This is a genomic window from Acidisoma cellulosilyticum (assembly GCF_020621385.1).
In the GTDB taxonomy this organism is placed as follows: Bacteria; Pseudomonadota; Alphaproteobacteria; order Acetobacterales; family Acetobacteraceae; genus Acidisoma; species Acidisoma cellulosilyticum.
Genome location: NZ_JAESVA010000005.1, coordinates 175,989 through 197,326, shown reverse-complemented (window position 1 = coordinate 197,326; position 21,338 = coordinate 175,989). Strand labels below are relative to the sequence as shown.

Annotated in this window: 28 protein-coding genes; 5 read left to right on the top strand and 23 right to left on the bottom strand. The window is 53.0% G+C overall.

Going from position 1 to position 21,338, the window contains the following annotated elements:
* Window positions 1–32 precede the first annotated feature (32 nt).
* From ACELLULO517_RS15865 to ACELLULO517_RS15835, 7 genes are read right to left on the bottom strand one after another with little or no spacing between them, the layout of a single operon-like run.
* The gene (locus tag ACELLULO517_RS15865) at window positions 33–1,172 is read right to left on the bottom strand and encodes a hypothetical protein (protein ID WP_227308386.1); all 1,140 of its coding nucleotides are present in this window, start codon (window positions 1,170–1,172) and stop codon (window positions 33–35) included.
* Between the two features lie 12 nt (window positions 1,173–1,184).
* On the bottom strand, window positions 1,185–2,327 hold the full coding sequence (locus tag ACELLULO517_RS15860) for a hypothetical protein (RefSeq protein ID WP_227308385.1): 1,143 nt from the start codon (window positions 2,325–2,327) through the stop codon (window positions 1,185–1,187).
* 15 nt (window positions 2,328–2,342) lie between these two features.
* Entirely contained in the window at window positions 2,343–3,107 is a 765-nt protein-coding gene (locus tag ACELLULO517_RS15855; protein WP_227308384.1) for a hypothetical protein, read from the bottom strand.
* A gap of 12 nt (window positions 3,108–3,119) precedes the next feature.
* Window positions 3,120–4,277, bottom strand: a complete 1,158-nt coding sequence (locus tag ACELLULO517_RS15850) for a baseplate J/gp47 family protein (protein ID WP_227308383.1) — start codon at window positions 4,275–4,277, stop codon at window positions 3,120–3,122.
* Window positions 4,278–4,295: 18 nt separating this feature from the next.
* A complete protein-coding gene (locus ACELLULO517_RS15845) occupies window positions 4,296–4,658 on the bottom strand; it encodes a phage tail protein (RefSeq protein ID WP_227308382.1) in 363 nt (120 codons plus the stop codon).
* A 15-nt stretch (window positions 4,659–4,673) separates the two neighbouring features.
* The gene (locus ACELLULO517_RS15840) at window positions 4,674–5,378 is read right to left on the bottom strand and encodes a phage baseplate assembly protein V (protein ID WP_227308381.1); all 705 of its coding nucleotides are present in this window, start codon (window positions 5,376–5,378) and stop codon (window positions 4,674–4,676) included.
* A 60-nt stretch (window positions 5,379–5,438) separates the two neighbouring features.
* Window positions 5,439–6,482: a hypothetical protein gene (locus ACELLULO517_RS15835; RefSeq protein ID WP_227308380.1), complete on the bottom strand. Its 1,044-nt coding sequence runs from the start codon at window positions 6,480–6,482 to the stop codon at window positions 5,439–5,441.
* Window positions 6,483–6,798: 316 nt separating this feature from the next.
* Here ACELLULO517_RS15835 and ACELLULO517_RS15830 point away from each other — a divergent pair, with 316 nt between their 5' ends.
* Window positions 6,799–7,290: a hypothetical protein gene (locus tag ACELLULO517_RS15830; RefSeq protein WP_227308379.1), complete on the top strand. Its 492-nt coding sequence runs from the start codon at window positions 6,799–6,801 to the stop codon at window positions 7,288–7,290.
* Window positions 7,291–7,299: 9 nt separating this feature from the next.
* Window positions 7,300–7,686 (top strand): hypothetical protein, encoded by a 387-nt coding sequence (locus ACELLULO517_RS15825; RefSeq protein WP_227308378.1) that lies wholly within the window; start codon window positions 7,300–7,302, stop codon window positions 7,684–7,686.
* Here ACELLULO517_RS15825 and ACELLULO517_RS15820 read toward each other — a convergent pair.
* The 11 genes from ACELLULO517_RS15820 to ACELLULO517_RS15770 all read right to left on the bottom strand — a co-directional run bounded on the left by ACELLULO517_RS15820 (window position 7,683) and on the right by ACELLULO517_RS15770 (window position 16,036).
* Complete coding sequence (locus ACELLULO517_RS15820; RefSeq protein ID WP_227308377.1) at window positions 7,683–7,880, bottom strand: hypothetical protein; 198 nt, start codon at window positions 7,878–7,880, stop codon at window positions 7,683–7,685. The genes ACELLULO517_RS15825 and ACELLULO517_RS15820 overlap by 4 nt on opposite strands.
* A gap of 1 nt (window position 7,881) precedes the next feature.
* Window positions 7,882–8,676: a hypothetical protein gene (locus ACELLULO517_RS15815; protein ID WP_227308376.1), complete on the bottom strand. Its 795-nt coding sequence runs from the start codon at window positions 8,674–8,676 to the stop codon at window positions 7,882–7,884.
* A gap of 75 nt (window positions 8,677–8,751) precedes the next feature.
* Window positions 8,752–10,905 carry a hypothetical protein gene (locus tag ACELLULO517_RS15810; RefSeq protein ID WP_227308375.1) on the bottom strand — a complete coding sequence of 718 codons (2,154 nt, stop codon included), beginning with the start codon at window positions 10,903–10,905 and terminating at the stop codon, window positions 8,752–8,754.
* A gap of 13 nt (window positions 10,906–10,918) precedes the next feature.
* Entirely contained in the window at window positions 10,919–11,434 is a 516-nt protein-coding gene (locus ACELLULO517_RS15805; protein WP_227308374.1) for a phage virion morphogenesis protein, read from the bottom strand.
* Window positions 11,435–11,436: 2 nt separating this feature from the next.
* Window positions 11,437–11,661 carry a hypothetical protein gene (locus ACELLULO517_RS15800; RefSeq protein WP_227308373.1) on the bottom strand — a complete coding sequence of 75 codons (225 nt, stop codon included), beginning with the start codon at window positions 11,659–11,661 and terminating at the stop codon, window positions 11,437–11,439.
* Entirely contained in the window at window positions 11,654–12,073 is a 420-nt protein-coding gene (locus ACELLULO517_RS15795) for a hypothetical protein (RefSeq protein WP_227308372.1), read from the bottom strand. The genes ACELLULO517_RS15800 and ACELLULO517_RS15795 overlap by 8 nt, the downstream gene beginning before the upstream one ends.
* A gap of 51 nt (window positions 12,074–12,124) precedes the next feature.
* On the bottom strand, window positions 12,125–12,559 hold the full coding sequence (locus ACELLULO517_RS15790) for a hypothetical protein (protein ID WP_227308371.1): 435 nt from the start codon (window positions 12,557–12,559) through the stop codon (window positions 12,125–12,127).
* 72 nt (window positions 12,560–12,631) lie between these two features.
* The gene (locus tag ACELLULO517_RS15785; RefSeq protein WP_227308370.1) at window positions 12,632–14,185 is read right to left on the bottom strand and encodes a phage tail sheath protein; all 1,554 of its coding nucleotides are present in this window, start codon (window positions 14,183–14,185) and stop codon (window positions 12,632–12,634) included.
* 78 nt (window positions 14,186–14,263) lie between these two features.
* Complete coding sequence (locus ACELLULO517_RS15780) at window positions 14,264–14,884, bottom strand: DUF1906 domain-containing protein (protein ID WP_227308369.1); 621 nt, start codon at window positions 14,882–14,884, stop codon at window positions 14,264–14,266.
* A gap of 23 nt (window positions 14,885–14,907) precedes the next feature.
* Window positions 14,908–15,195 (bottom strand): hypothetical protein, encoded by a 288-nt coding sequence (locus tag ACELLULO517_RS15775; RefSeq protein ID WP_227308368.1) that lies wholly within the window; start codon window positions 15,193–15,195, stop codon window positions 14,908–14,910.
* A gap of 13 nt (window positions 15,196–15,208) precedes the next feature.
* The gene (locus ACELLULO517_RS15770; protein ID WP_227308367.1) at window positions 15,209–16,036 is read right to left on the bottom strand and encodes a hypothetical protein; all 828 of its coding nucleotides are present in this window, start codon (window positions 16,034–16,036) and stop codon (window positions 15,209–15,211) included.
* A 341-nt stretch (window positions 16,037–16,377) separates the two neighbouring features.
* On the opposite strand from ACELLULO517_RS15770, the gene ACELLULO517_RS15765 reads away from it, so the two are divergent.
* Both ACELLULO517_RS15765 and ACELLULO517_RS15760 read left to right on the top strand, forming a co-directional pair.
* Window positions 16,378–16,764 carry a hypothetical protein gene (locus tag ACELLULO517_RS15765; RefSeq protein ID WP_227308366.1) on the top strand — a complete coding sequence of 129 codons (387 nt, stop codon included), beginning with the start codon at window positions 16,378–16,380 and terminating at the stop codon, window positions 16,762–16,764.
* 61 nt (window positions 16,765–16,825) lie between these two features.
* The gene (locus ACELLULO517_RS15760; RefSeq protein ID WP_227308365.1) at window positions 16,826–16,981 is read left to right on the top strand and encodes a hypothetical protein; all 156 of its coding nucleotides are present in this window, start codon (window positions 16,826–16,828) and stop codon (window positions 16,979–16,981) included.
* Between the two features lie 26 nt (window positions 16,982–17,007).
* Here ACELLULO517_RS15760 and ACELLULO517_RS15755 read toward each other — a convergent pair whose 3' ends face one another.
* Window positions 17,008–17,433: a hypothetical protein gene (locus ACELLULO517_RS15755; protein ID WP_227308364.1), complete on the bottom strand. Its 426-nt coding sequence runs from the start codon at window positions 17,431–17,433 to the stop codon at window positions 17,008–17,010.
* Window positions 17,434–17,449: 16 nt separating this feature from the next.
* Window positions 17,450–17,803: a hypothetical protein gene (locus tag ACELLULO517_RS15750; protein ID WP_227308363.1), complete on the bottom strand. Its 354-nt coding sequence runs from the start codon at window positions 17,801–17,803 to the stop codon at window positions 17,450–17,452.
* 365 nt (window positions 17,804–18,168) lie between these two features.
* On the opposite strand from ACELLULO517_RS15750, the gene ACELLULO517_RS15745 reads away from it, so the two are divergent.
* On the top strand, window positions 18,169–18,471 hold the full coding sequence (locus ACELLULO517_RS15745) for a hypothetical protein (RefSeq protein ID WP_227308362.1): 303 nt from the start codon (window positions 18,169–18,171) through the stop codon (window positions 18,469–18,471).
* Here ACELLULO517_RS15745 and ACELLULO517_RS15740 read toward each other — a convergent pair whose 3' ends face one another.
* The 3 genes from ACELLULO517_RS15740 to ACELLULO517_RS15730 form a co-directional block, all read right to left on the bottom strand.
* Window positions 18,472–18,894 carry a hypothetical protein gene (locus tag ACELLULO517_RS15740; protein ID WP_227308361.1) on the bottom strand — a complete coding sequence of 141 codons (423 nt, stop codon included), beginning with the start codon at window positions 18,892–18,894 and terminating at the stop codon, window positions 18,472–18,474.
* 261 nt (window positions 18,895–19,155) lie between these two features.
* Window positions 19,156–20,523 carry a DUF4043 domain-containing protein gene (locus ACELLULO517_RS15735; protein WP_227308360.1) on the bottom strand — a complete coding sequence of 456 codons (1,368 nt, stop codon included), beginning with the start codon at window positions 20,521–20,523 and terminating at the stop codon, window positions 19,156–19,158.
* A gap of 65 nt (window positions 20,524–20,588) precedes the next feature.
* Window positions 20,589–21,200 (bottom strand): phage scaffolding protein, encoded by a 612-nt coding sequence (locus ACELLULO517_RS15730; RefSeq protein ID WP_227308359.1) that lies wholly within the window; start codon window positions 21,198–21,200, stop codon window positions 20,589–20,591.
* Window positions 21,201–21,338: the final 138 nt, after the last annotated feature.

Genomic DNA, 21,338 nt, shown 5'->3' with positions numbered 1-21,338 from the left:
CGTTTTGTGTAGTTCCTGACATAATGATTTCCTTATGCAGTAGATGTTGTGCCGCTGGTAACGATGGTCGGCTGAGATGTTGGGGCGGCCCAGATTGCGAGGGAAATTCGGGCAAGATCGGCGGCAACGACAGATCCGGCGACCGCATAAACAGTGCTCAAGATGACCTGCGTGGTCGATCTAGAAGGGAATTCGCCGCCGCGATGCTCACAAATCAATGCCTGTGTAGCATCCCACACCGTCAAGTCGCCGCTAGTTGCGCCGGTGTTATCGCCGCCATATCCGCCAGCATAAACCCCGATCCAGTAAGCGTTGGCGAATGGAGTTGTAAATACAATCGTGTAAACCCCAGTTGCAGTATGCGTAATGCTGGCGATGCCTTTACTTGCTCGGATGCCAAAAGCGTATTCGCCTGTGGTTGCTGTCGATGCTCCACCGAAATAACAGTAAACATCTGGATCACCGGTCACGGAGCCTGCTGCAGCTGCCGAAATTTGACCGGTTGGCGAAATAGTAATGCCAGCGCCGCCCGTGTACGGAAGCTCGGACAAGGGAACGAGACCAGAACTTAGAGTCGCAATGCCATTGGGCTGGCCGATAGAATCTGAAATCACGGCGATTTCGGTTGCGGCCGAGGATACGGCTGCCGTGGATGATGCGACCTGCGTCTGAGCCGAGGCGACCTGGCCGCTGAGACCGGATATCGCGCTGGTGTTGGATGTTGCATTTGCCTGGGCGGATGATGCCGCCGATGATGCCGAGGTCACCGCTCCAGATAATGGAATAATCAGACCTCCGTTGGAAATTACCAACGCTTCAGCAGCTTCGGAGGTCGAAGAAATCGAAGAAATCTCGGTTTCGAGACCGCTAATGGTAATCAAATTCCCGTTCGCGATAGCCAGGGCACTGTTGGCGGCTGTGTCAGCTGCTGAGATGATAGATCCACCAGAGGTAACCAGGGCGGTATCCGAGGCTACCTGGGATTCCAGACCTGCCATTACGGATGAAGTAGATGATGCAATCTGAAGCGCCGAGGTCGCGGAAATAAAAGCTTGCTCAGCTTCGGCTTCTGTTGTTGTGATTGCGCCATTTAAATTTGTAAAATTATCGTTAAGATCGGAGGCATTCAAAACTTCCCCAGACGACCAAGTATGTAAATTTGCTCCACTCATTTCCTATATTCCTTAACTTGCGGTGGAGACGGTGCCAGATGTTGTAATCGTGGAAGTTGGGGCGGCCCAGAACATGAGGCTAATTCTTGCGAGGTCGACAACTGCGCCGGAATTTCTTCCGCCCACGCCTGGAGCTGCGTAGAGGGTGGAGAGTATTACAGAGCTGGCGGTGCGTGATGCGTATTCGCCGCCGTGATGCTCGGAAATCAAACCCTGTGTGTAATCCCATATTGTCAAGTCGCCGCTAGTTGCGCCGGTGTTATCGCCGCCCCAGCTGGCTTTATAGATTCCGATCCAATTTGCATCAGCGAAAGGCACGGCGAAATTAATCGTGTACCAGCCCGTCGAGTTGTGAACCACGCTTGCAATGCCTTTGCTTGCGCGGATTCCGAAACTATATTCACCGCTAGTGGCGGTCGCGGCTCCCCCAAAATAAACATAGGCATCAGGGCCGCCGCCGAGGGCATTCAGATCAATAATCTGGCTTCCAGATATAGCGATGCCCGAGCCCGAGCCCGCTGTATAAGGCATCTCTATCAACGGGATATGTCCTGCAGAATCAAGGCGCGCTATACTACCTCCGGAAACCAAAGCTTCAAAAGCGGACCCGGCAGATATGATGGCTGGAGCGGAGGAAATCAAAAGTCCTGCTGAAGTAATCAAGCCCGATGTTGAGGACCCCAGGGTAATGATGCCACCAGAGGTGATTTGACCGGCTGAAATGGCCGAGCTGGCTTCGTTAGCGGCTGCAGATGTCGCGGATTCCATTGAGCTGAGTGTCGCGCTCTGGGTTTGTGCGGATAAATACGTCGAAGATACCAAGGCAGATATCAGATTTACGCTGGATGTTAGCGCGCTGAGTGGTGTTGAGGTCGCGCTATCGGCAGATATCGCTGAGGTTGTGAGGCCCTGGACTTCTGCAGCCGACGTGATTAAATCTTCGGCGCCCGAGGAGATAATGGAGGCCCCGGAAACGATAGTCGTCAATTCGGATGAGTTTTCTGATACCAATTCAACAGCTGATGCAACAACGGCTTCCGCTGTTGCGACGGCATCACCGGCTGAAATGATACCGACATTTATCGCCGACATGTCGCTGTTAATGTCGACTGCCAGTGGATGAGTTGCCGACACAAACTCGTAGAGATTTGGCATATAAGGTCTCCTGAGTTATCCGAGTGTGCTCGTGCCGATCACGAAATCGATGTTGAGCAAATCGCCAGCGACCGGAGGCTTATTAGTGATCATCGTCCAGCAGACGATTCCTGCAGGCAAAACTGAGTCGATTGCCGCATAGATTTGGTCGTCTGTTACTGAGCTGTCGCCCGACACGTATTCCAGCGGACCTTCGTAAGTGAGATCCAATCCTGATGCATAGCCAGCGACGCCACCGTTGTCGTAGCCTGCGATGTAAGGGATGGTAACCAGCGCGGGCCTGTAGACAATTGCGAAAACTTGGTTCGGGAGCTCCGGATCTCCGTAATAGCCAACAGTATCGTATGCTAATCCGCGCCAAGTTGTGTCGCCCACATCTCCATATGCGCCCGTATCTCCAGGATTCCAGGGCTCGATAATCACCGGCGTTTGCCCGGTTGTATCAATGATTTCCTGAATTAGGGCGGCCCTGGTATTTCTCGGTCGTAGAAGCTCTTTTAGGCATCTCGCGCGAAATGCAGCATCCGTCTCGCCGGAAAGCCTAACGACACGGCCGCCCAAGAAATCAATGGCTCTCGCGTCGAGGGCATCTGCAGTCGACGTTGACCACCGAATGCAAGTCCTAGCGTAAGCGATCCAAGCGTAGGCGTCCGCAAGAGTGTATGCGATTCCGTTCAGCACGCCTTGTAAGAATGGTGTTGACGAAGTTTCGCCGAACCACCCACGCGGTAGCAATTTCGTTAGACGGGCAACGAAGTCGGATTGGTCACCGGTCGCCATGTGATGACCTCCTTACGAGTTTACGACTACCTGTCCGGCTTTGAAAACGGACACAGATGTTGGCGCGGCAAGGTCAACGATCACGCTTTTGGCAGGCGTCGTTTGCTGGATGTTGACGGCGCTGACATTGGTTATCAACGTGCTTGAGGCAGCCGCAGCCTGAGAGATTCCAAAAACAGTGCATGTGGCCCCGACTGGCAAACTGTTGACATAAGCTGAGACCGCTTGCTGCACACCGGCATACAGAGAAGCTGCGGTCCCCGAGCTCACGGAGATGCTTAAATTGATATTGAGTAGGACCTTGTTAGGCCCGAGGACTGCTGACTGAACACTGACCGCGCGGACTTTGTTTACGATAGTGGTAATTGTGTTCAGTAAACTCGCCGGTGGGTCGCCGGAACCATCGTCGACGTAGACGGTAAACCAGCCTGGTGTAAAAACGCCTGCTGAGTTGAAATTGTTAGCTAAACTGCAAGTTATGCCAGCTTGCACCGAATTTACGGCGTTGATGATAGCGTCGACCGTCCCTTGAGGAAGGCTCGCAAGGTAAGCCACGAAAGCTAATTTCAAGCTTGCGTCGGATTCAGCATCATCCCCATTTTCGATGGCAGCCGAATTGGTGACGGTGTCGATACCCGAGATATTTGTACCAAAAAGGCTGATTGCACCCGCAATTACGTTTCCGATTGCGCCGATGGTTGTGCATTGCACATTAACTGTGATGCTCTGGATTCCCGGCGGTAAAACGTATCCGCCCGCTGTGCCTGCGGTAGCAGACCAATACTGATTCGTCGGGTCTGCCAAAATATTGTAAGTAATCGAACCGTCGGCCGTCCGGACCTGATAGCCGACTAAAACCGTCGCTGAACCCGTATAAACGTTGCGTCCTAAGGTTACCTGACCTGTCGCGTACGTCGCGGGAGCTCGCGAGAGTCCATAGTCACCAACAAAAGAGTCGACGTCCGAACCCACGCAGGTGGCCAATCTTGAGGCCTGCAAAACGGCGTCTGTATTGCTTTGATTCCAGGACCACAAAGCCGATGTTGCCCACAAAATTGCTCGCGCAGGACTTCCAATGGAAAGATCCAAAAGCTGAGCACACGACGCCTGAGCGGCCGCAGCGGCACTCGAGAGCATTTGCGATACGGATCTCAGAGATAAGGTTGGCATCTAAGTATCTCCGAACGCTTAAGTTGTAGTCGGCAAGGTTAAGGATTGGGCTTCGGATGCATCAATGCTCACATATGAAATCGTGGCGCTCACAAAGCCTTTTCCGTCCGTAAGAATTTTTACAGAACTCACACTCTCGACGGTATCTTCCAGCAAGCATTGCTCTTCGATGAGGGCCTGCAGCGCGCCTGCATTTACAGGCAATCCGATATACTGAGCGAGACCCGCGCCATATGTGAGGTCTTCGAGCAAGTCGCCCGGATTTGTCAGCAACCTTCTGATGAGGCGTTGCCGAGTTAGATTGGCGCCGGTTGAGAGTTCGAGGCCACCGGTGGGAGACAGCGATAGATCGCCACTCCAGTCAAGAGAGAGATCATACATAAGGGGACCTCTCGATTATTGCGTCTGCAGGGTTTTGGCGGTTGAACCATCACCCGTCTGCACACCCGGATGAATATGTCCATCGTAGGTTGTCCGGAAATCCTGAACGCTGCCATGGGAGCCGGACAAATCTGTGATGTTGCCCTTAGTGACTAGATTTCCGCCTGATCCTTCGGCTGTTCCAAGGATGTCCATGTCGCCGTCGACCTCTAAGTTTTGCTGGAGAACTGTGTTGCCAGTTACCGTTAGGGTGCCCGTTATTTTTGTATTCGCAGCGATAAAGGCACCGGCTGGAGCTGCAGCATGCAATGAGCCATCGGACACGAAATGTGCCCAGGCACCGCCCGGCGAGAAGATTCCAAACTCTCCGGGCTGGACGGATTTGTTGGTAACACCCGAAACCGGAGGCATGTCGACTGTCGAGAAAATGCGCGCAATAACTACAGGATGGTCACCATCTCCGTGTGCGTGCACGCACAAGACTTGGTCTCCGATTTGTGGAGGAGCAACAATCCCATAGCCGCCACTTGCATAGACTGCTGAACCATCAGGAACCCAGCCTGAGAGGACGCCTTCTGGCTGGATTGCTAATTTTACCGCATGATTGTCCGGGTCGACGGAGGCAATCGTGGCATAGCGAGGCTGTGCAATGGTAGAAACAGCAGCTTCTATATCTCGGCGCATGAGCGCGCGAAATCGCTGCATCAGTGCGCGCATCATAGGAATATGCTTTCGGAGATTAGAATAAGATAGCAGAGACTTTCACAGAGACCTAAGAAATTACAGCGATTGCTGACTCTCAGTGCTATGATTTTTGAGCTGAATGCTCTCATCAAATCCAGAGTCTACAGACCAAGTCCGATCTATGCTGTCAACATAATAGCTCTGGTCAAACGTCGTGCCGGTGCCACTCAGTTTGATAACCGAACGCGCGTCGAGCACCAACTCGCCAGGGCAAACAACTGCAACCAGGCGCTCATGAAGGACGATAGCCTGGTACTGAGATTGCATATAAACCAAGGCTGCCGCAGGGCTCATCCCCGGTCGCGGAGGAAGCACGTATTCCTGAGAAGTGCCGTTTTCGACCGCGGATTGTCCAGATTTTGGATAATACAAAACCGTGGCTTGCTTCTGTTTGGAATCCCAAATCCGCATACTCAGCACAACATCTTTGGCAATCGTTAGGTCTCTGGCCAACTGAATGCTGGTGGCTGGCAGAGATGGATATGGATTGTCGGCACCTGGCGGTGTGTAAACCAAAGAATACGGTGTCGTCTTCGTCGCGTCGACCGCACTTTTAAAATGCAGCGTCTGCCCGGATACCCAGAAATCTGCTCCAACTTGTTGAGCTAGCCAGATAGTGAGGTCTCTCAAATTCGTCGTGTGGCTATAAGAATCCTGAGAAATCTTGTCGTGGTCGACTTGATAGAATGCGCCGACTTTTTGAGGAAAGTTATCAACATCAGCAGTAAGCTTTACTCGTCCGGCAAGCGTTTTTATGAGATTTGAAACCGTGTAATTGCTGAAATTTTCGCGGGTTTTTGTATCTGCAAGGCGTCGTGACAGGTCTCGGGCCTCGATAGTAACCGTACGCTCTATGAGAGCAACCGTCGGTCTGTCGAGTTCGCCGTAGAATATTTGTTTGACTGACATTGTGCCGGTTGCGTCGATAAAGCCAGCTCTGGCTTCTATGAGGACTGCGGGGTCCGCGTCGGTCCAGGTGGTGAGCGAGCCCGTGTCGGCCGAGATGGCTAAGGTCGCTGAAAGCTGATCGGGCTCAAAATGGTTGTTGGTGTGTATGCTAAGCTCGGTGCAGCCCGACATAGGCTTGCCGTTAACCAGGAGCTGCCATATGGGCTCGCGGACTACGTTTTGGGATATAGGCCACGCCTTCGCGGGACCGGAGGTCGAGGTCAGGGCGGCGCTCAATATATACCTCGCTTTCGAACAGTTGACCGGGCTTGGGCTACGCCTTTATGGTGCGGTAGTAAAATAAACCAGGTCGATACAGATGGCTTTGCTTCCGTGCCGAGAGTGTGGAACCCAGGTTTCGACCGAAGCCAGGGAATGCCCGAGATGCGGTGTTCCTAACCCCACGGTTAAGCCGGGCGGCAGTTTTCACGAGAACCGTAGACCCGGATTGGATCCGACACCCGCCTCGACCATTGAAGACGAGCAGAAGCGAGAAAAATCTCGCAATACGAAAAAGTGGCTCTTAATCGGCGTAGCAGCCTTTGTTGTCATCAGCGTAATCGGTGTAATGAGCAACGGCGGCTCAACTACGGGGTCGTCATCCGTTCCGGCGGGCAATCCAGGCTGCGATTCAGACTATACGAAGTGCGCAGACAACACCGATTTAGTTAATCACTTCTCTAGTTATGGAACCGCTCAGTCTCAGTGCAAAGAAGAAGCGATTTCCGAGGCTAAGTATGGGAGTCCGAAATTCCCATGGCTTTCGCCGTTTGGCACTTATCAAACCGGGAGTTCTGGACCGACCAATGGCCAGATGACGCTTATCGAGCCGGATGCTCAATTCCAAAACGCGTTTGGGGCTTATGTTCACTCAACGGCAACCTGCCATTACGATTTTTCAAGTAAGCAAGCAATAGACGTCATCATAACCGAGCACTAGAGAATACCTATGAGGTCCTTAATCGTCATTGCGGCACTCATCGTATTTCCAGTCTTCGCAGCTCAGGCGGCTGACATTCGGTTTGATGCGCTGACTTGTGAGTTGACCGGCGCGGGACCACAGATTGAAGGTCAGATTACAAATGTCAGCAACCAGGCTCTCAAGTTTGTCGAGATTTATGCGACATTCAAAGATTCAAATGGGAAATTTCTAAGCACGTCGGGTGGGATCCCACTAGAATTCGACCCCATAAGCCCTGGGCAGCAAACGAATTTTCGTGGATATGGAGACGAAAGTTCGGCAATAGCGACCGTCGCTGTTCAAGCGGGATTCACTGGCGGCTCATCTATCTCAACAACAGGTATGACGACCGTGGACTGCGAGCAAGGTGACTAGCTAGCCGGAAGACTACCTTCAAAGCTCGCTTGATACTCTGGGACAACCAAACTCTGGAGCCCGTAAATCACCGGGTCGACCATCCCATTGGCGGTCGCCAAAGCCAACCACGCCGAGGCATCGCCCCATTCAGCGGCCGCTACATGAAAGAGGTCGATGTCAGCCGGGGAAACCTGAATAGTCTTGGTCGCCATGTCACAGCATCCCTAAATTGGTGATCGACCGTCCGATATAGCTCAGGGCCTCGGTCGAGCTGGCTTCCAGCGTTCGGGCCGCGACGACCGCACTGAGCGATGCCGACCCGGGGAAAACCCCACCGGCAGCCGTCGCGGCAGTCGAGGCGCCGTCTATGATGGTTCCCGCCGACACCTGAGCTAGCGATGCCACGGACTGGGCACTCGTGAGAGCTGAGGAAAGCCCCAGAAATGCGGAAGACCCCCTGGCCAGGACGCCGACGACGGGCAAAGCGGCTTGAGCTGTAGTCAGCGCGCTAGTGATGTCTGCGCTCAGTCCAGGGATACCCAAGGCGTTGCCGATATCGTCCGTGATGGAATCAAGTATAGATGTTGGGTTACTATCTTGTTCGGTAATCACTTCAAGCGTGATGGAATACGGAATCAGGTATCCGATCGACTTATAGTCTGGCTCGAAAGTTTTGATGACGACCGTGCGGCTGAAAGTCCCCCAGACCAGGGTGATTTGCTTTCCGGCCTTCCGGAGCGCATCGATAGACCTGGCTCGCGAGACTGCATTAGTCCCTGAAAATAGTCCGGACCACTGGATATCGCGTTCGTACGCACCAAGGACGTCAACAACTTTGCCGCCGCCCGGTAGGCGTTTGACGCTTACCGCTTGCTCGCCGCCCCACGGAATTTGTTCGGGGACCTCTGTCGATGCGAGACCTATACCGCCAATGGTGACCGATGCGGACCCTAGAATATTCTCTGCGGCGGATAGCAGGGTTAGTCCGGCGCCCAAAAGACCGCTCATGGGAACCTCCGATTTTAGTCAAATTTGAATTAGGTAGGCGACCAGGGATTCAAATTTGAATCCCTGGTCGCCTGGTTAGCGAAGACCCGTTTGGCTAGGCGAAACCGGAACTTGGCGGCGGTTGACGGTGCTGAAACCAGCGTCTGCTGCGGAGCTCATCGCGTTGGTCATGGCCGATGCGGTCCCCTGGTGGAGAGCCAGGGGGTTAGTGATCGTCGCGCCGACCTGGCCGCCGACTACCACCACTGGCATCGGAGATGATTTGGTGGGCTGCGATTTTTGAAGCTGCTGCACATGAGTGTCGATCGTGCGCTGCAACCGGGTGGCCGCAGATTTATCGGCATCCTGCTTCGCGGCCCAGGATTTGAATGCCGCGTCCTCACCGGCGCCAGCTGATGTCGAGTTGCCGGTCAAATCGTAGATCTCACCGATGCCCGGAATCCACGGTAGAACCGAGCTCAGAAGGCCTCGTTTGGCGACCGCCTTGGCCGTGGCTTTTGTTGCTGCCTTTGCCGTGGGGCCCACATCGCCAGAAAGGTCGTAGCCACCCCAGTCTGCTGCCCATTTTTCCCAGGTTTCCGCCCGTTTTGCTGCCGAAGCAGTAGCGGACATCACGCGGCCCCTGGCATCGCGAAGGAGAGGGAGTTTGCTTGCTGCGGCCGAACCACCAGCCCCGACGCCGACCTCCGCCGCTTGAGCTGCTGCGGACTCCGCTTCGGATAAGAAACGACCATTTCCGGCTCGCCACCTTCCGCTCGAATCCTTGAACGGAACTCCGACACCTGGCAGAAGAGCCTCTTCTTCACCAGCTTTGAGACCGCCGATCAGGAGCTTCAGTGCGGCTAGAAATGGAGATACTGACAATGTGAAAACCGTGATCGCTCCACCGGCTATCATGAGTCCGGCAAGAGCCAGCGCGGTTTTATCGAGGAACTTGACAGCCTCGGGATGAGCCACGGCGACGGCAGTGAGCTTATCAATATCTGCAGCTAAACCCAAAAGAAAATCGCTTCCCTTGCCGACTAACGGGCTTCCGATTGCAGTGATCAGGTTGTCAAACGCCGTCGTCAAAGCCTGCATTTTTAGAATAGGATTGCCATTAAGCAGAGCTTTGTATTGATCTGTTTTAGTTGCTGGGACGATGTTGTTAGCAATGTCCTTTTGGTAGGAATCCTTGTTGTTTATGAGCTCAAACAGCATTCCCGCCACGTTGGAATTCAAATGAAGACCTAAAACGGCCCGGAGCAATGCCTTTGGATCTTTTGTGTTTACACCCTCGGCTTGCAACCCAGGAAGTAGCGTATCCCAGGTCCATCCGGCTATGTCAGACTGCATATGATCTTCGTTGACATAGGCACCTGGATCGATGACAATGCCTTTTCCTTTTACTTGATGCCAAAACCCCTTTTTCAAAACGCCAGCTTTTTGAAGAGCTTCCGCAGCGCCAAGAGTCAGATTTCTACCGCCGCCAAAAAGCTGACGCTGCAATGCTGTCAGGGTCGTGCCGGTTCGCTGACCATCTTGAGTTTGCAGATATGGTGCAAGGTCAATCAAACCTTGATCGGACATCTGAGTAAGAGCGCCACGTCCTGTTACTGAGAGGCCATACAGCTTATTCTGGTCTACGCGTCCGTTTGTGCCTGCGATGATGCCCTGCGCCAGAGAGGATTCCGAGAGGAATCTGGATTCCGAAACCTTTCCGGTCGCCGGATCTATCAAAGCGCCCCGGTTTTCGAGGAATTTACCAAGTGTGTTTGCGCCGTTTTCCGCGTCTGTGCCGGTGAACCTGTGGATTACTACGCCAGCTTTTGCCATCTGCGGCAGAGAGGAGATGGATTCGCCAAGGCTTCCAAATGTGTCACGCAGGTCAGCCGCAAGCTTAAGGTTATCAGTGATGGATGTGCCCATCACTTGCCCAGAGGTCCTCCATGCTGCGGCCGTCATCGCTGCTACATCCGCTTGGGATTTGCCCGCAGAGCTGATTTTGGCTTGTATGCTCACAAGCTGCGCGCCCGCTTTCGCAGCATCCCACATTCCAGCGGCAATGCCCGTTCCAGCTGCAGCAGCACCTGCAGCAACGGCGGCAGTTCTTAGGCGCTTCAGGCCTTTTTCGGTCTCGTCAACGTGGCCTTGCACACCGATAAGATCACGGGAGATAACATGTAGGCCTGACGAAAGTCGGTTATCCAGACTGAGCTTTACGCCAATCTCGAAGAGTTCTTCCATCATTGGCTATGCATCCTTAATCCAAATCGGCATCTTCCGGCGTGCGAGGATACTGATGATTTTTGATAGCGTATTTGGTAGCCTGGCCGACGACCTTGGCGACGGCATCGCCTTTGCGGTGAGCGGCAGGACCCAGGAATGGGCGTGGAGGGATGCGATCAGTTCCGTGCTCATGAGCCTTGGCTATAGTTGCAATATCAACAGCCTTCATGGCATAGGAATGTTCGACCATCTTTGAGGGAACACCAACGCTGGCGGACATGCTCTCAACGTCAACTTGGCGTTTAATATTCTTCTTCAGGATGCCGTCGCGCTCTAGAGGCTCGTCAGCAGGAAAACCTTGGCGCTCACGCTCATCTTTTGTTGACTCGGCAAGCTCTGGCCAGCCATCTTGATAGTGTCCTAGCGAGGACTTGGCTTCTTTTTGGATAATTGACGCACCCTTATCAAGAGCTCTCACGTTGTTCTGGTGAACCCGCAAACCGATTTCTGTGAACCTGGAAATGGCTTGAGCAATAGATATCTTAGGCATGCTCAGGCCTCCGGTTTTTGGAATTCCATCGTGTCGAAGTCGAATTTTGAGCCTTCGATTTCACACATTTTGATGTAGAGTGCAGTGCGGAAATAAGCGTCGGTGCCGAAAGCGATATCGAAGGGGATGCCATGATGAACGAGAAAAACCGACTGGGAAAAGCGCGGATCTTCGCAGATCGCTTTTACTGAATCAAAGAACCTCCGGCCTTCCGTTTCCTCACTCATCAGAGCCTTCATCTTCGTCGGCGGTCTCGGATTCTGCTGTGATTGCTACATAAAGAGCGTTCGCTCCCGCCGTGCCAACGAGCTTTACACGCGCATCGAGTTGGGATTCGGATGACGGAAACGACAGGGGCATCTCACCAATTTGGCGCACACCGCACACCAAGCGCGCTAGACCTTTATAGCCATCCGCAGCGTCTCCAACGACTCGAAGCAATTTGAATTCTTCCAAAAAGTCCAGAGAATGCCAGACAATTTTACGACCCGCACGGTCGACGACTTCAAGCGTTGTTTGTTCTTCAATCATTGACTGTGATGGTGTCTGTAGCTGTGGCTGCTGAACGATGGCTGGCATAGTACGCGGCTGACCAGGATTTGCTGGAGCCGATGAAAATGATTGTGGCTTACGTGCCATTTTAGTTAACTCCCGAAATTACGCTTATTAATTTGTGGCAACTGCAAGTGATTAGGAAATCACTTGCATATATCTGGCGAAAAACTCGATTTTCAGAGCTACCGTCTGCTCAGATTTCCACTGACCCAAGTCGAACTGGAAGTCACAATCGGTGAACGACCACGCACTCTGTGTCCCATCGCGCTCGGTCACATATTTGTATGCGCTACCAAGCGTGATGAATCCACCACCAGCCCAATACGCGGCTTCAATTTGAGCTACCAAATCATCGATGTTTCGCTTTGTCCGGTCAATCGTGATTGTGCAATCGTGGCCATTTGGCTCGGAAATCCTGATTTCTGGACCATCCAAAACGGCAGATGTCGTAGCCTTATATTTGGGTTTCGACTGAAAATCGATGACATTTCCCAGGTCAATCGTGCCATAAGGTCCGACGACCACCGCAGAAATGTCTTTACCAATGCTAAATTTTGTTGACGATGCCATTGTTGAGGCCTCCTAATAAAAAAAGGCGCCCCACCAACGAGGCGCCCTATTTGTTGTGTAATCTAATAAAAGTTAGGAGTCCGTTGAACCAGTCGTCGCAATCGTCACGGTCGCGCCGTCTTGCAGATTGACCACGAATTTCTCGTTGATACCCTGAAGCTGGACAGCTACATCAGCAGTCGCAAAGCCCTTGCCCGTCCTGGCTTGCGGGTTATTCGACAGGTTGCAGATTACGCTGTAAGGAAGCGCACCAGTTCCGTTGTTCGGCGAACCGATGTAGCCCAGGCTCTGAATTGTGGAGAGAAGGTCAACCAAGCTTGCTGTGATATTCTGCAGCAGCGTCACACTAATCGGCAATCCCACATAGATACCCATTGAGCCTGCAATGGATTCCGCGATGAAATTGGTCATCCGAACGTAATTGTCGCCATATCTCGTGCTGTCGGAGGACGAGTTATGTCCACTCCGACAAGACCAATATTTCCCGCCCGGCGAAGGGTTAGCGATCACGTCAATGCCCGCGCTGATTAGCTGTGTGAGATCCGCTTTCGTATAAGAACCCTGACCGCTTGCGCTGCGCTGAGATCCAACGATTCCAGTCAAACTCTTGTTCAGAGAGCTGTTGTTCGGTGTCAACGCAACTAGTTCGCCACCAGCAAATGCCTGAGGACTTACCAATCTGGTAATGCCATTGTTGGTGTCATACCAAGACAACCAGTCGCCAAACATCAGCTTTGCGCCGTAAGAGTCTAGGCCTGCTGTGGCTTTAGAGGTCAAAACATTGGCTACGGTATCGCCGCTTGGGCTGCAGAGAATCATGTAGATTCCGAATTCGAGCCCGAAAGCAGACTGCTCACTCCAAGTGTCGGAGTCCGAGCAATCAACGAGGATTCCGACGCTGGCATCAGTGGTCTGGAGCGCATACATGCCCGTGGGAGGTGAAACATCCTCACCCATGAGGCTTGCGCCAGTGATTCCTGTGTAGCCATCGGTGCCGCCGGTGTAAGCAAATGCTGTCGATGTGGGTGCGGTTCCGGCTCCGATTGCGATGTTATCAAAGGACTCACTCAAGCTTCCGAGCTGGTTAGTTACCCTGAAAGTGCCAGCTTTCGAACCCTTGGAAATGGTCGTAACCAGGCTATCGCCGTAGATTCCGGTGTAGAGGGTTGCGAAAGTCCCGGATGTGACATCGAAACTTACAAGATTAGATTTCCCGCTTACGTTGGGAATTCCGGAATTGATAGCAATTGCAACCGCAGCATAGAAATCCGAAGCCGCCGTGAGATCATCCGAAGCAACAACGCTAGTAGCAGCGGTATCAGTGCCATCTGTGTGGCGAACGATCACAAAACTGGTGGCTCCTTGGAGCTGAGCAATCGAAACATGAGTTCCGATATCATATAAACGAGCAATCACTGGACCAAAATTGTTGACGTATTCCGATAGAGAACCGACGACTGTTGGCACCTCAACCGGTCCCCAGGAGGCCGCGCCAACAAGACCTAGGGTATCCGTAGAGGCCGCATTGATAGCCGCAACAGCCGGGGGCACGATATCGACATAGAGGTCGGGGACAACTAACGCCGCCTGATTTAACGCGGTTGACTGATAAAGCTGAGAAGCCATTTTGGGGATTTCCTTCGTACATGCCGAAATCCCCGCGCTGGCGAGGTTGGCTTATTTTCGTTTATGGGTAACTAAAATTTAGATTGGGCTCAGCGCTGAGAAACCGCCCCAGATGCCGCTGTTTCCGACAGTATTCGTATCAACTACGAGCCCGAACAGGGGCTTGCTCACCGACTGATGGAGATGCCAGCGACCAGATGCCAAGAAATCCTTGGTGCCGGTGAAAGCCGAACTCTCGGAAAGCCACGCATAATCAATCAAGCCAGCATCGAGCAAAGTCTGGAGAACCAAACCATTTCCGTAGCAACCGATTTTGTAATAGCCGCCAATTATCGTTTTGATTGCCTGGAAATAAGGGGCGACATTGCTCTGTAGATGAGCACCTGTTTCATCGTAATCGATCGCAAAATAGATGGCCGAACCCTGAGGCTGTCCAATGACTGTGGATGCATATTCCAGTGCGTATTCGCCAGCTTGGCTGCCAAGGTCAGATGAGAAATCGGCATATGCTGCGCCCACTTCATAGACGGCGCCTACAGTTAATCCGGCAGCTATGATTAACTCGGCATCTGAACGCGTCAGTCGCTTGCTCGGAATTGCAGTGTTCGGGCAGTAATATTTGATTACTCCAGTCCCACCGGCCGACTTAAATTCATTAAGCGCCCCGGAGCTGAGAGGCGAAATCGTGTCTATGATCATGCTCGCCTCCCTATTTGGATTGCTTATTCTTTGGCTGGCGCCGATTTGATGATTGCCTCGGCGGCTGCGATTGCTGATGCTGCAGCTGCCAATGCCGATGTTTCAGTTGGAGCCGCAACAACAACGGGCTTTACCGCTGGACGGCTAACCCTTACAGTGTGTCGGACTTGTCCGGACGCAACCACTTTTGCGATCGCCGCCGCGTCTGTGATGAGCTGGCCGCGTTTATAGGTCCCGAAATCCGAGGTAACCATCAGAGCAGTAGGCGTGGTTGAAGATGCCGCAGTTGCAGCTTGGTTTGCAGTTGTCATATTGAGAAATCCTCTAGAGAACGGTTTCTGAAACCGTCGAATTGTTGGCCGTTCTGTCGATGATTTCGAACAGTAGTGGTGGCGCCACCTGTGTTTGCATCGTCGGATACTCAATCAAATACTGCAGCGTCCGCTTCCACAACGCATCCTTCGTGGGAACGTCGTCATTGGCGGTGCTTGCGTACTTGAGCCAGCCATAGGTGCCGTCAGGCAGGGGCAGCCAGTCGACGTCGGCGAGCGCACCGTCGATTAAGCTTCCAAGCTTATTTCGGGTGTCTGGGCTTGTGCACCAGAGCGTCACCGCGACCATTTGCTGTTGGCGTCGTATTTCCCGCTCGATAAGCCTCATCTGACCCAAGCGAACGAGGAAATCTGGGGCTGCGGGGACCGTTACGGTTGCTCCATCCGCCGAGGCGCCAGGCACCAAGCTGGCGATGGCCGTGGCGATGGTCTCCAGAGTGTCCGTGGTCGCCACGGCGTAGCTGTAGACGGCTTTGGCGCATCGGATGCCGATGATTTGGTTGACGGCTGGCGTGCCGGTGAAGGTCGTCTGGGTCTTGGTCTGGGCCACAGCGAGCGCGAGGGGTGCTGCTGGACCAGCAGGATGCCAGTCGCGTGGGTATCGGGTCGTGAGTTTGGAATGGCTCGGCAAGGCGAAAACTGAGCAGTTTAGGATGCCTGCGGCGATGTCGTTGTTCAGACCCGCGCTATTCGGCCACCCAGGGTAGATTTTTACGCCTTGCTTGCCTGGGAGTGCGCTTGGCAAGCTGGGTCCATTTGGGTAGACAACCTTGGTTATCTGAGTAACCAGGGCATCCTGCACATCGGAGATGTCTGCCATTTGAGGAGTCCTCCGTGTCGATTGTAATCGGGTTTTTGCGCTCGTTTTTTATGTAGTGGTCGTCGGATTTCATTGGCTAATAGCGACTGAACGTGGCGGTTGGAAAACAAAGGCTTTTGCAGGTTTCGCGTCGTTCGTCCTCGCGGTCGAATTCGTGTTCGGTACGCTGAGAATTATAGAAACCGTGGAAAAATTGTTTCACTAGGGCGCCGAGCGAGCCAAAACCCGCAGAATTTATCTTCATGTTAAATAGGACAGTATTTATGCCCTAAAATCGGTTGACTAACCTGAGTTTTGGCTATCTAATTGGCCGTTCTATACAGTTTGCCGGGATTCTCTAAATGTTCAGGAAAGCCTTGTTGTTTGGTTTCGTCGCGGGCCTGGCGACGTCTAGCCCGGCATTGGCAAGAGAAAACCCACCGGGCGAATTCCAGATTTTTGGCGTCGGCGGACTTCAGTGTTCGGACTACCTGCTTGCAGTTGAAAACGAACGCGCAGCTTGGATACAGTCGGGGCATCCGCGGCAAGGTGGGGAGGCCCTCTACCCGGCTTATATTGGTTATTTGCAATATATGGCGGGCGCTTTGACATTGACGAGTTTTTCGGTCAACAAGTCATTCTCAGTTACTATTGATACTGCAATGGACGTTGCTGAAAACTACTGCAGAGCGCACCCAGCTAGGCAATATATTGAATCCGTTATGTCGGTGACGAATCCATCTACTTGATATGAAACGGTTTGGCCTTAGATTTGTATTGCCGAGAGAAGAACTTCAGGACGCTACGGTAATGGCGCGTATCGAATATGCTCTCGAGAGGAAGATAACAGATCGCGATATCTCTGGTGGTGGTTATCACATTGTCTCAATCGAGCTTACGGCGAAGCAGGCTATGCGTGACAAGTTTGTCGAATGGATCGATTCAAATAAGACAAAGCTTGGTTAGTTCTGACATACGAAGCGCCACGTTTCCTACCCAGTAGTCGTCTGACCATTCGGAGTCACCTGCACAACTGGCGCACTGGCAATAAGCACGGCATGCGCACTGGTATGAATGCTCGAAATCGCCGAAGCAAATGCCGTTGCGTCACTCTCCAGCGCAGGTAGCTGAGCCATCAAAGCATCAACCGCCGTGATGCCATCTACAATCACGGTCACCCCAGGGTCAACGGTTTCCAGAACACCGAGGGCGACCTGACCTACACCTTTAATTATACCCCAAAGCGTGGTCGTACTCGCCGTCGTGGCGGACGCCGACAATGCTGCGGCCGCCGTGGCCGTGGTTGAAACCGTGTTAGCTGTAGATGCCGCAGATGTCAGGGCGCAGGTGAGTGCTGAGCAACCGGCGAGAAATGGGGTTGCTGCGATAAGGCCTGCAGCGGAACGACGACTGAGCATGTTGGCGAATCCTTGATTACGGCTGCGAATACATCATAGATAACCGCCAACCGAGATTGCTCAACTCACAGCTCGATATTTTGTATCGGTTTCCATCGGCATCGTATGCCAAATCATCAGTGAGTATTGCTACACCGTCGATAGCTGGCATCAGCACACTATACCAAGGCTGACGGGTCTGGTCGGGCAATCCCAGGTCAGATTTCTCACCTTTGGATCCCTGGAGAACTGATGCAGGGAAGTTGTCCATTATGGTGGATTCTGAGACTTTGGTGTCGCCTCCGTATCCCTGGGTGCCGACGGATGGATTGGCCTGCTCTCGCTTGATAGTGAGCTGGGTGTTGCAGAGGGTTCCTACGATGTCGCTCATTGGATTCATCGAGTTTATGAAAAACGTGCGGGCCTGTTGTCCGGGTCCAAATGGAGTCTGCTCGACAAGGATGTCACCTGGCTGAAGTTGGGTTCCATCTGCGTATAGGAGCCATGCAGGTTTGCCGAATGTTTGGGTCCTGGCAAACCCTCTGTCAACAGCCGAAACTACGTTTAGCCCTCCCAAGATTGGCGTGGAGTCCATAGGTTTCTCAGTTGCCGAGGTAGCTCGGAACACTGTAAAAGGGCTTCCAATCACCGACGCTGCGATCGCAGCCCCTGCGTAGATTTGGGCCTGTATAAGAGCCGCCTGAGATTGACTCATGATGACCCCGCCTAGAGAAATCCAATAAATAGGAGATTAGAATGAAAACGCCGTCTAGACTTCGCAACAACCGATCAAGGCGCTCTGTACGAGTGAAGGTCCGTCGCTCAAATAGAAATATCTACATACTTCTCGACCAAGCCCGACGTCTTCTTGATACCGTCATTGGTGGCAGACTCGGCTTTACGCTGAAGAAACACCAGACGAACGATCTCTTTGATAAGAAGGGATACCTACGTTTTGTGTTTCCGAGCAAGGCGCTAGCTATTCAGTTTCAGGATGCCGTCGAAGAGTTTTGCTCATCGGCGGTATCCACTATGCGTTATAAACTGCGCTCGATTTAGCTAGACAATAATCCGACCGGCCTGGGCACTGGCAATGCCCGGGCCCGCTGGAACGCCGAGATATCTGCAGAGCTGAGTGCGCCATTGATCATAGAGTGCCGTTCTATCCCTGGCCTCGTTCCTATTGCGGGTCCACACGGCGGCTTGGTCAGTGCCCATCATCGTAGAGGCGCCTAGAATCGCCGTTCGTAGGGTCTGCATTTCAGAGAGCATCTGCCGGATCGAGGCGCACTCGGATGGGGCGGCATTAGTCAAACGGTATTCCAGGAAGCCTTGCTCTTGGAAGAATCGGTAACCTAGGAAACCTGCGGCCGAGTTTCCATACATCTCGTAGCCGCAAAAAAATCGGATATCCGATTTCTCGGTGTCAGTTAAAGGGTCTGTGGACTGGGCGGCGCCGAAGCTGCTTAGTGTGTCAGACATCACGCCCTCCTTTTAGACAGCCTCGACCGGCGGATTTCGTCCCGATAGCAGGCTAAGCACATACGGATTTCTCACCGTCTGCCCGGCATGCCAGTGCCACTGGTCGCCAAACTCGTCGGCGAATCCGTATGGACGCAAGAACCTAATTGCTGAAGAAACCGTGGGTAGTATCTCGGTTTCTTGAGAAATTGGGTTGTTTGGTTTTCTAGCCATGTGAACTTGGGAGGGGAAGAACCCCTCCCCTCCCTTGTTCTTAGTCGATTATAGTGATTCCAATATAACCGCTCTTTTCAGGGCGCTGTTCGTGGCCGTTGGAATAATACCAGTGCTGGTAACATCCGTTGGAAGCGCAAATCCACCGATCCAGTACCAAGACTGAGAGATGATCTGATCAAGGCGGTCAAGCGGTGCGCGCGTAACCATCGCAACGCCATCAATCATCTCGATGAGCGAGCGGCTTGCATCAGGAACGTCCGAGTAAGCCGTGTTCTCGAAATCTCCTTCGATGAGTGCTCCACCTCCGACAATGATCGCGCGCAGGATTGGACCCGCGCCCAGAGAGGCCTGCTGAGGGGCTTCGGTTGTAGGAATGTAACGCACACCCAACAATTCGAAAACCTGACCTTGTCTGAATTCCGTGCTGTTATAGGCGCCGCGGAACAGATGCTGGAACTGAGGATCGTTGAACAGCTCCAAAAGCTGGTCATCCTCGATATAGCAGTTATACATTCCATCAATCGTGGGAACCGCGTTCTTGCGAAGCGTCGCAACCGCTCTCAGAATCATGGACATCGTCAGGGTGTCGCCAGCCTGCAGGGCTGCCGTGGTTGTCCGGCCATTTGGGCGAAGCACAACCGGAGCAGTGCTGATAACCACGGGGGCAGCCAAAACACCATTGGCCTCGGCAACATTTGTGCCCGAGAACGTAAGGGTTCCAGAGATTCCACCGGGAGCGGTCGAAACATTTGTTGCATCGGGAACGGCACCAATGCAGGTGTATACGACGCCGTTTACGGAAACGCTGGCCGGATTAGCCGAGGAAATCGCGACTACGGTACCCTCGCCAGTGGAGTTCAGGACCTGCGAAACAGAGTTTTTGAACCCACGGATGTCGTCGACTTCCAGGGAAAGACCATCTGCCGTGAGGGCTGCGACAACGCGCGTATTGCCGCCGAGATATCCGCCCGTATCGGTAACCAAAGGAGAGGATGAGCCATAAAATAGCGTGTTGCGCGCAATCTCGTCCAGGGACTGGGCGGCCTGAGTTGCGTTCACTTCTGCGTTTTGGACGAACTGAGCGGCTAGACCAACACCCTGAGTTACCATATTCAAGTCTTCAGTGTCGGCATACATGTCGATGCCAAGTGTATACTGCTCAACCGACCACTGACTAGAGGTCATTCCGTTGTCGAGGCCCGTATTTGCGGTTGCCGCAATCGGAGTCGTCGACGGCTTCTTCAAACCGCGCTTTGTGTCAGTGATTGTCTGGCCAACCCGATTCTGGAAGACCCGGCGTTCGGCGACCTTTCGATATCCTAGAATGCTCGTAAGTGGCTTCCGGAAAGTACGGGAAAGAAAGCCTTGCTGAATGATTGGCTGAAGCTGAGAGGGGAAGTTTTCGATACCCATGCTGGGTTCTCCTTATGTGTGTGAAGTCGGCATGGGGGTCGAACCCAGTGTCCGATAATATTGTGTTATCTACCGCTTGTTAGTGCGGCTAGTTCGCGCGTGAATTCCTCATCGGACAGCTCACTGGCTTTCTTGCCGGATAGCTTTGCGGGAGGAGGTGCTCCACGCGTGTTTGATGTTGTGCCCGTCTGAGCACCGGTCACCTGAAAGAAATGCGGCTTTGTAGTCTTGAGCGCGTCCCAGAATCCTTCTGGCGCAACCACTTCACCGTCTTCGTCAACCTTGAATCCTGAGGTGTCCAGCACCTTGAGGAGATCCACGTCAATTAGGCCATGCTCTTTAGCGCCTAGCTTGACTTCAGATCGGATTGCTTTGTCACTCAGCGCCTTCTGGAAATCAGAAAACCGCTTGTCGGACTTAGCTAATGCAGCTTCGGCATCTGCCTTTTGCGCTGCGGTCATCGTTTCAATTTCGGCAAGCTTGGTCTTGAAAGTTGCCGCTTCCTCACGGTTCGCCTTCGCTTCGGCGCGTAGAGACTTCACGTATTCCAATGTGAAGGTTTTCTCTTCGCTTTGCGTCGGCTGAGCAGGCGGAGTGGTTGCCATTGGTGTCGGGCTTCCACCAGGGTTTCCTTCAGCATCATGGGTAGCGGGATTGATTAGGGCACGAATACTCATGGACATCTGGTCCTTAATTTGAGCCGTCTGGCTGTTGGGCTGTTAGGTTGTTGCGGACTCTTCCGCTGTGAAGACTGCCCTGCTAAGAAAGGGGACAGTAATTTAGGTGTGACACGATGCCGCTGTTTAACTATCGGA

Bases quoted from the DNA above. Each gene is read 5' to 3' on its own strand.
- ACELLULO517_RS15865 (WP_227308386.1), bottom strand. From the start codon at position 1,172: ATGAGTGGAGCAAATTTACATACTTGGTCGTCTGGGGAAGTTTTGAAT.
- ACELLULO517_RS15860 (WP_227308385.1), bottom strand. From the start codon at position 2,327: ATGCCAAATCTCTACGAGTTTGTGTCGGCAACTCATCCACTGGCAGTC.
- ACELLULO517_RS15855 (WP_227308384.1), bottom strand. From the start codon at position 3,107: ATGGCGACCGGTGACCAATCCGACTTCGTTGCCCGTCTAACGAAATTG.
- ACELLULO517_RS15850 (WP_227308383.1), bottom strand. From the start codon at position 4,277: ATGCCAACCTTATCTCTGAGATCCGTATCGCAAATGCTCTCGAGTGCC.
- ACELLULO517_RS15845 (WP_227308382.1), bottom strand. From the start codon at position 4,658: ATGTATGATCTCTCTCTTGACTGGAGTGGCGATCTATCGCTGTCTCCC.
- ACELLULO517_RS15840 (WP_227308381.1), bottom strand. From the start codon at position 5,378: ATGATGCGCGCACTGATGCAGCGATTTCGCGCGCTCATGCGCCGAGAT.
- ACELLULO517_RS15835 (WP_227308380.1), bottom strand. From the start codon at position 6,482: ATGTCGGGCTGCACCGAGCTTAGCATACACACCAACAACCATTTTGAG.
- ACELLULO517_RS15825 (WP_227308378.1), top strand. From the start codon at position 7,300: ATGAGGTCCTTAATCGTCATTGCGGCACTCATCGTATTTCCAGTCTTC.
- ACELLULO517_RS15820 (WP_227308377.1), bottom strand. From the start codon at position 7,880: ATGGCGACCAAGACTATTCAGGTTTCCCCGGCTGACATCGACCTCTTT.
- ACELLULO517_RS15815 (WP_227308376.1), bottom strand. From the start codon at position 8,676: ATGAGCGGTCTTTTGGGCGCCGGACTAACCCTGCTATCCGCCGCAGAG.
- ACELLULO517_RS15810 (WP_227308375.1), bottom strand. From the start codon at position 10,905: ATGATGGAAGAACTCTTCGAGATTGGCGTAAAGCTCAGTCTGGATAAC.
- ACELLULO517_RS15805 (WP_227308374.1), bottom strand. From the start codon at position 11,434: ATGCCTAAGATATCTATTGCTCAAGCCATTTCCAGGTTCACAGAAATC.
- ACELLULO517_RS15800 (WP_227308373.1), bottom strand. From the start codon at position 11,661: ATGAGTGAGGAAACGGAAGGCCGGAGGTTCTTTGATTCAGTAAAAGCG.
- ACELLULO517_RS15795 (WP_227308372.1), bottom strand. From the start codon at position 12,073: ATGGCACGTAAGCCACAATCATTTTCATCGGCTCCAGCAAATCCTGGT.
- ACELLULO517_RS15790 (WP_227308371.1), bottom strand. From the start codon at position 12,559: ATGGCATCGTCAACAAAATTTAGCATTGGTAAAGACATTTCTGCGGTG.
- ACELLULO517_RS15785 (WP_227308370.1), bottom strand. From the start codon at position 14,185: ATGGCTTCTCAGCTTTATCAGTCAACCGCGTTAAATCAGGCGGCGTTA.
- ACELLULO517_RS15780 (WP_227308369.1), bottom strand. From the start codon at position 14,884: ATGATCATAGACACGATTTCGCCTCTCAGCTCCGGGGCGCTTAATGAA.
- ACELLULO517_RS15775 (WP_227308368.1), bottom strand. From the start codon at position 15,195: ATGACAACTGCAAACCAAGCTGCAACTGCGGCATCTTCAACCACGCCT.
- ACELLULO517_RS15770 (WP_227308367.1), bottom strand. From the start codon at position 16,036: ATGGCAGACATCTCCGATGTGCAGGATGCCCTGGTTACTCAGATAACC.
- ACELLULO517_RS15765 (WP_227308366.1), top strand. From the start codon at position 16,378: ATGTTCAGGAAAGCCTTGTTGTTTGGTTTCGTCGCGGGCCTGGCGACG.
- ACELLULO517_RS15760 (WP_227308365.1), top strand. From the start codon at position 16,826: ATGGCGCGTATCGAATATGCTCTCGAGAGGAAGATAACAGATCGCGAT.
- ACELLULO517_RS15755 (WP_227308364.1), bottom strand. From the start codon at position 17,433: ATGCTCAGTCGTCGTTCCGCTGCAGGCCTTATCGCAGCAACCCCATTT.
- ACELLULO517_RS15750 (WP_227308363.1), bottom strand. From the start codon at position 17,803: ATGAGCGACATCGTAGGAACCCTCTGCAACACCCAGCTCACTATCAAG.
- ACELLULO517_RS15745 (WP_227308362.1), top strand. From the start codon at position 18,169: ATGAAAACGCCGTCTAGACTTCGCAACAACCGATCAAGGCGCTCTGTA.
- ACELLULO517_RS15740 (WP_227308361.1), bottom strand. From the start codon at position 18,894: ATGTCTGACACACTAAGCAGCTTCGGCGCCGCCCAGTCCACAGACCCT.
- ACELLULO517_RS15735 (WP_227308360.1), bottom strand. From the start codon at position 20,523: ATGGGTATCGAAAACTTCCCCTCTCAGCTTCAGCCAATCATTCAGCAA.
- ACELLULO517_RS15730 (WP_227308359.1), bottom strand. From the start codon at position 21,200: ATGAGTATTCGTGCCCTAATCAATCCCGCTACCCATGATGCTGAAGGA.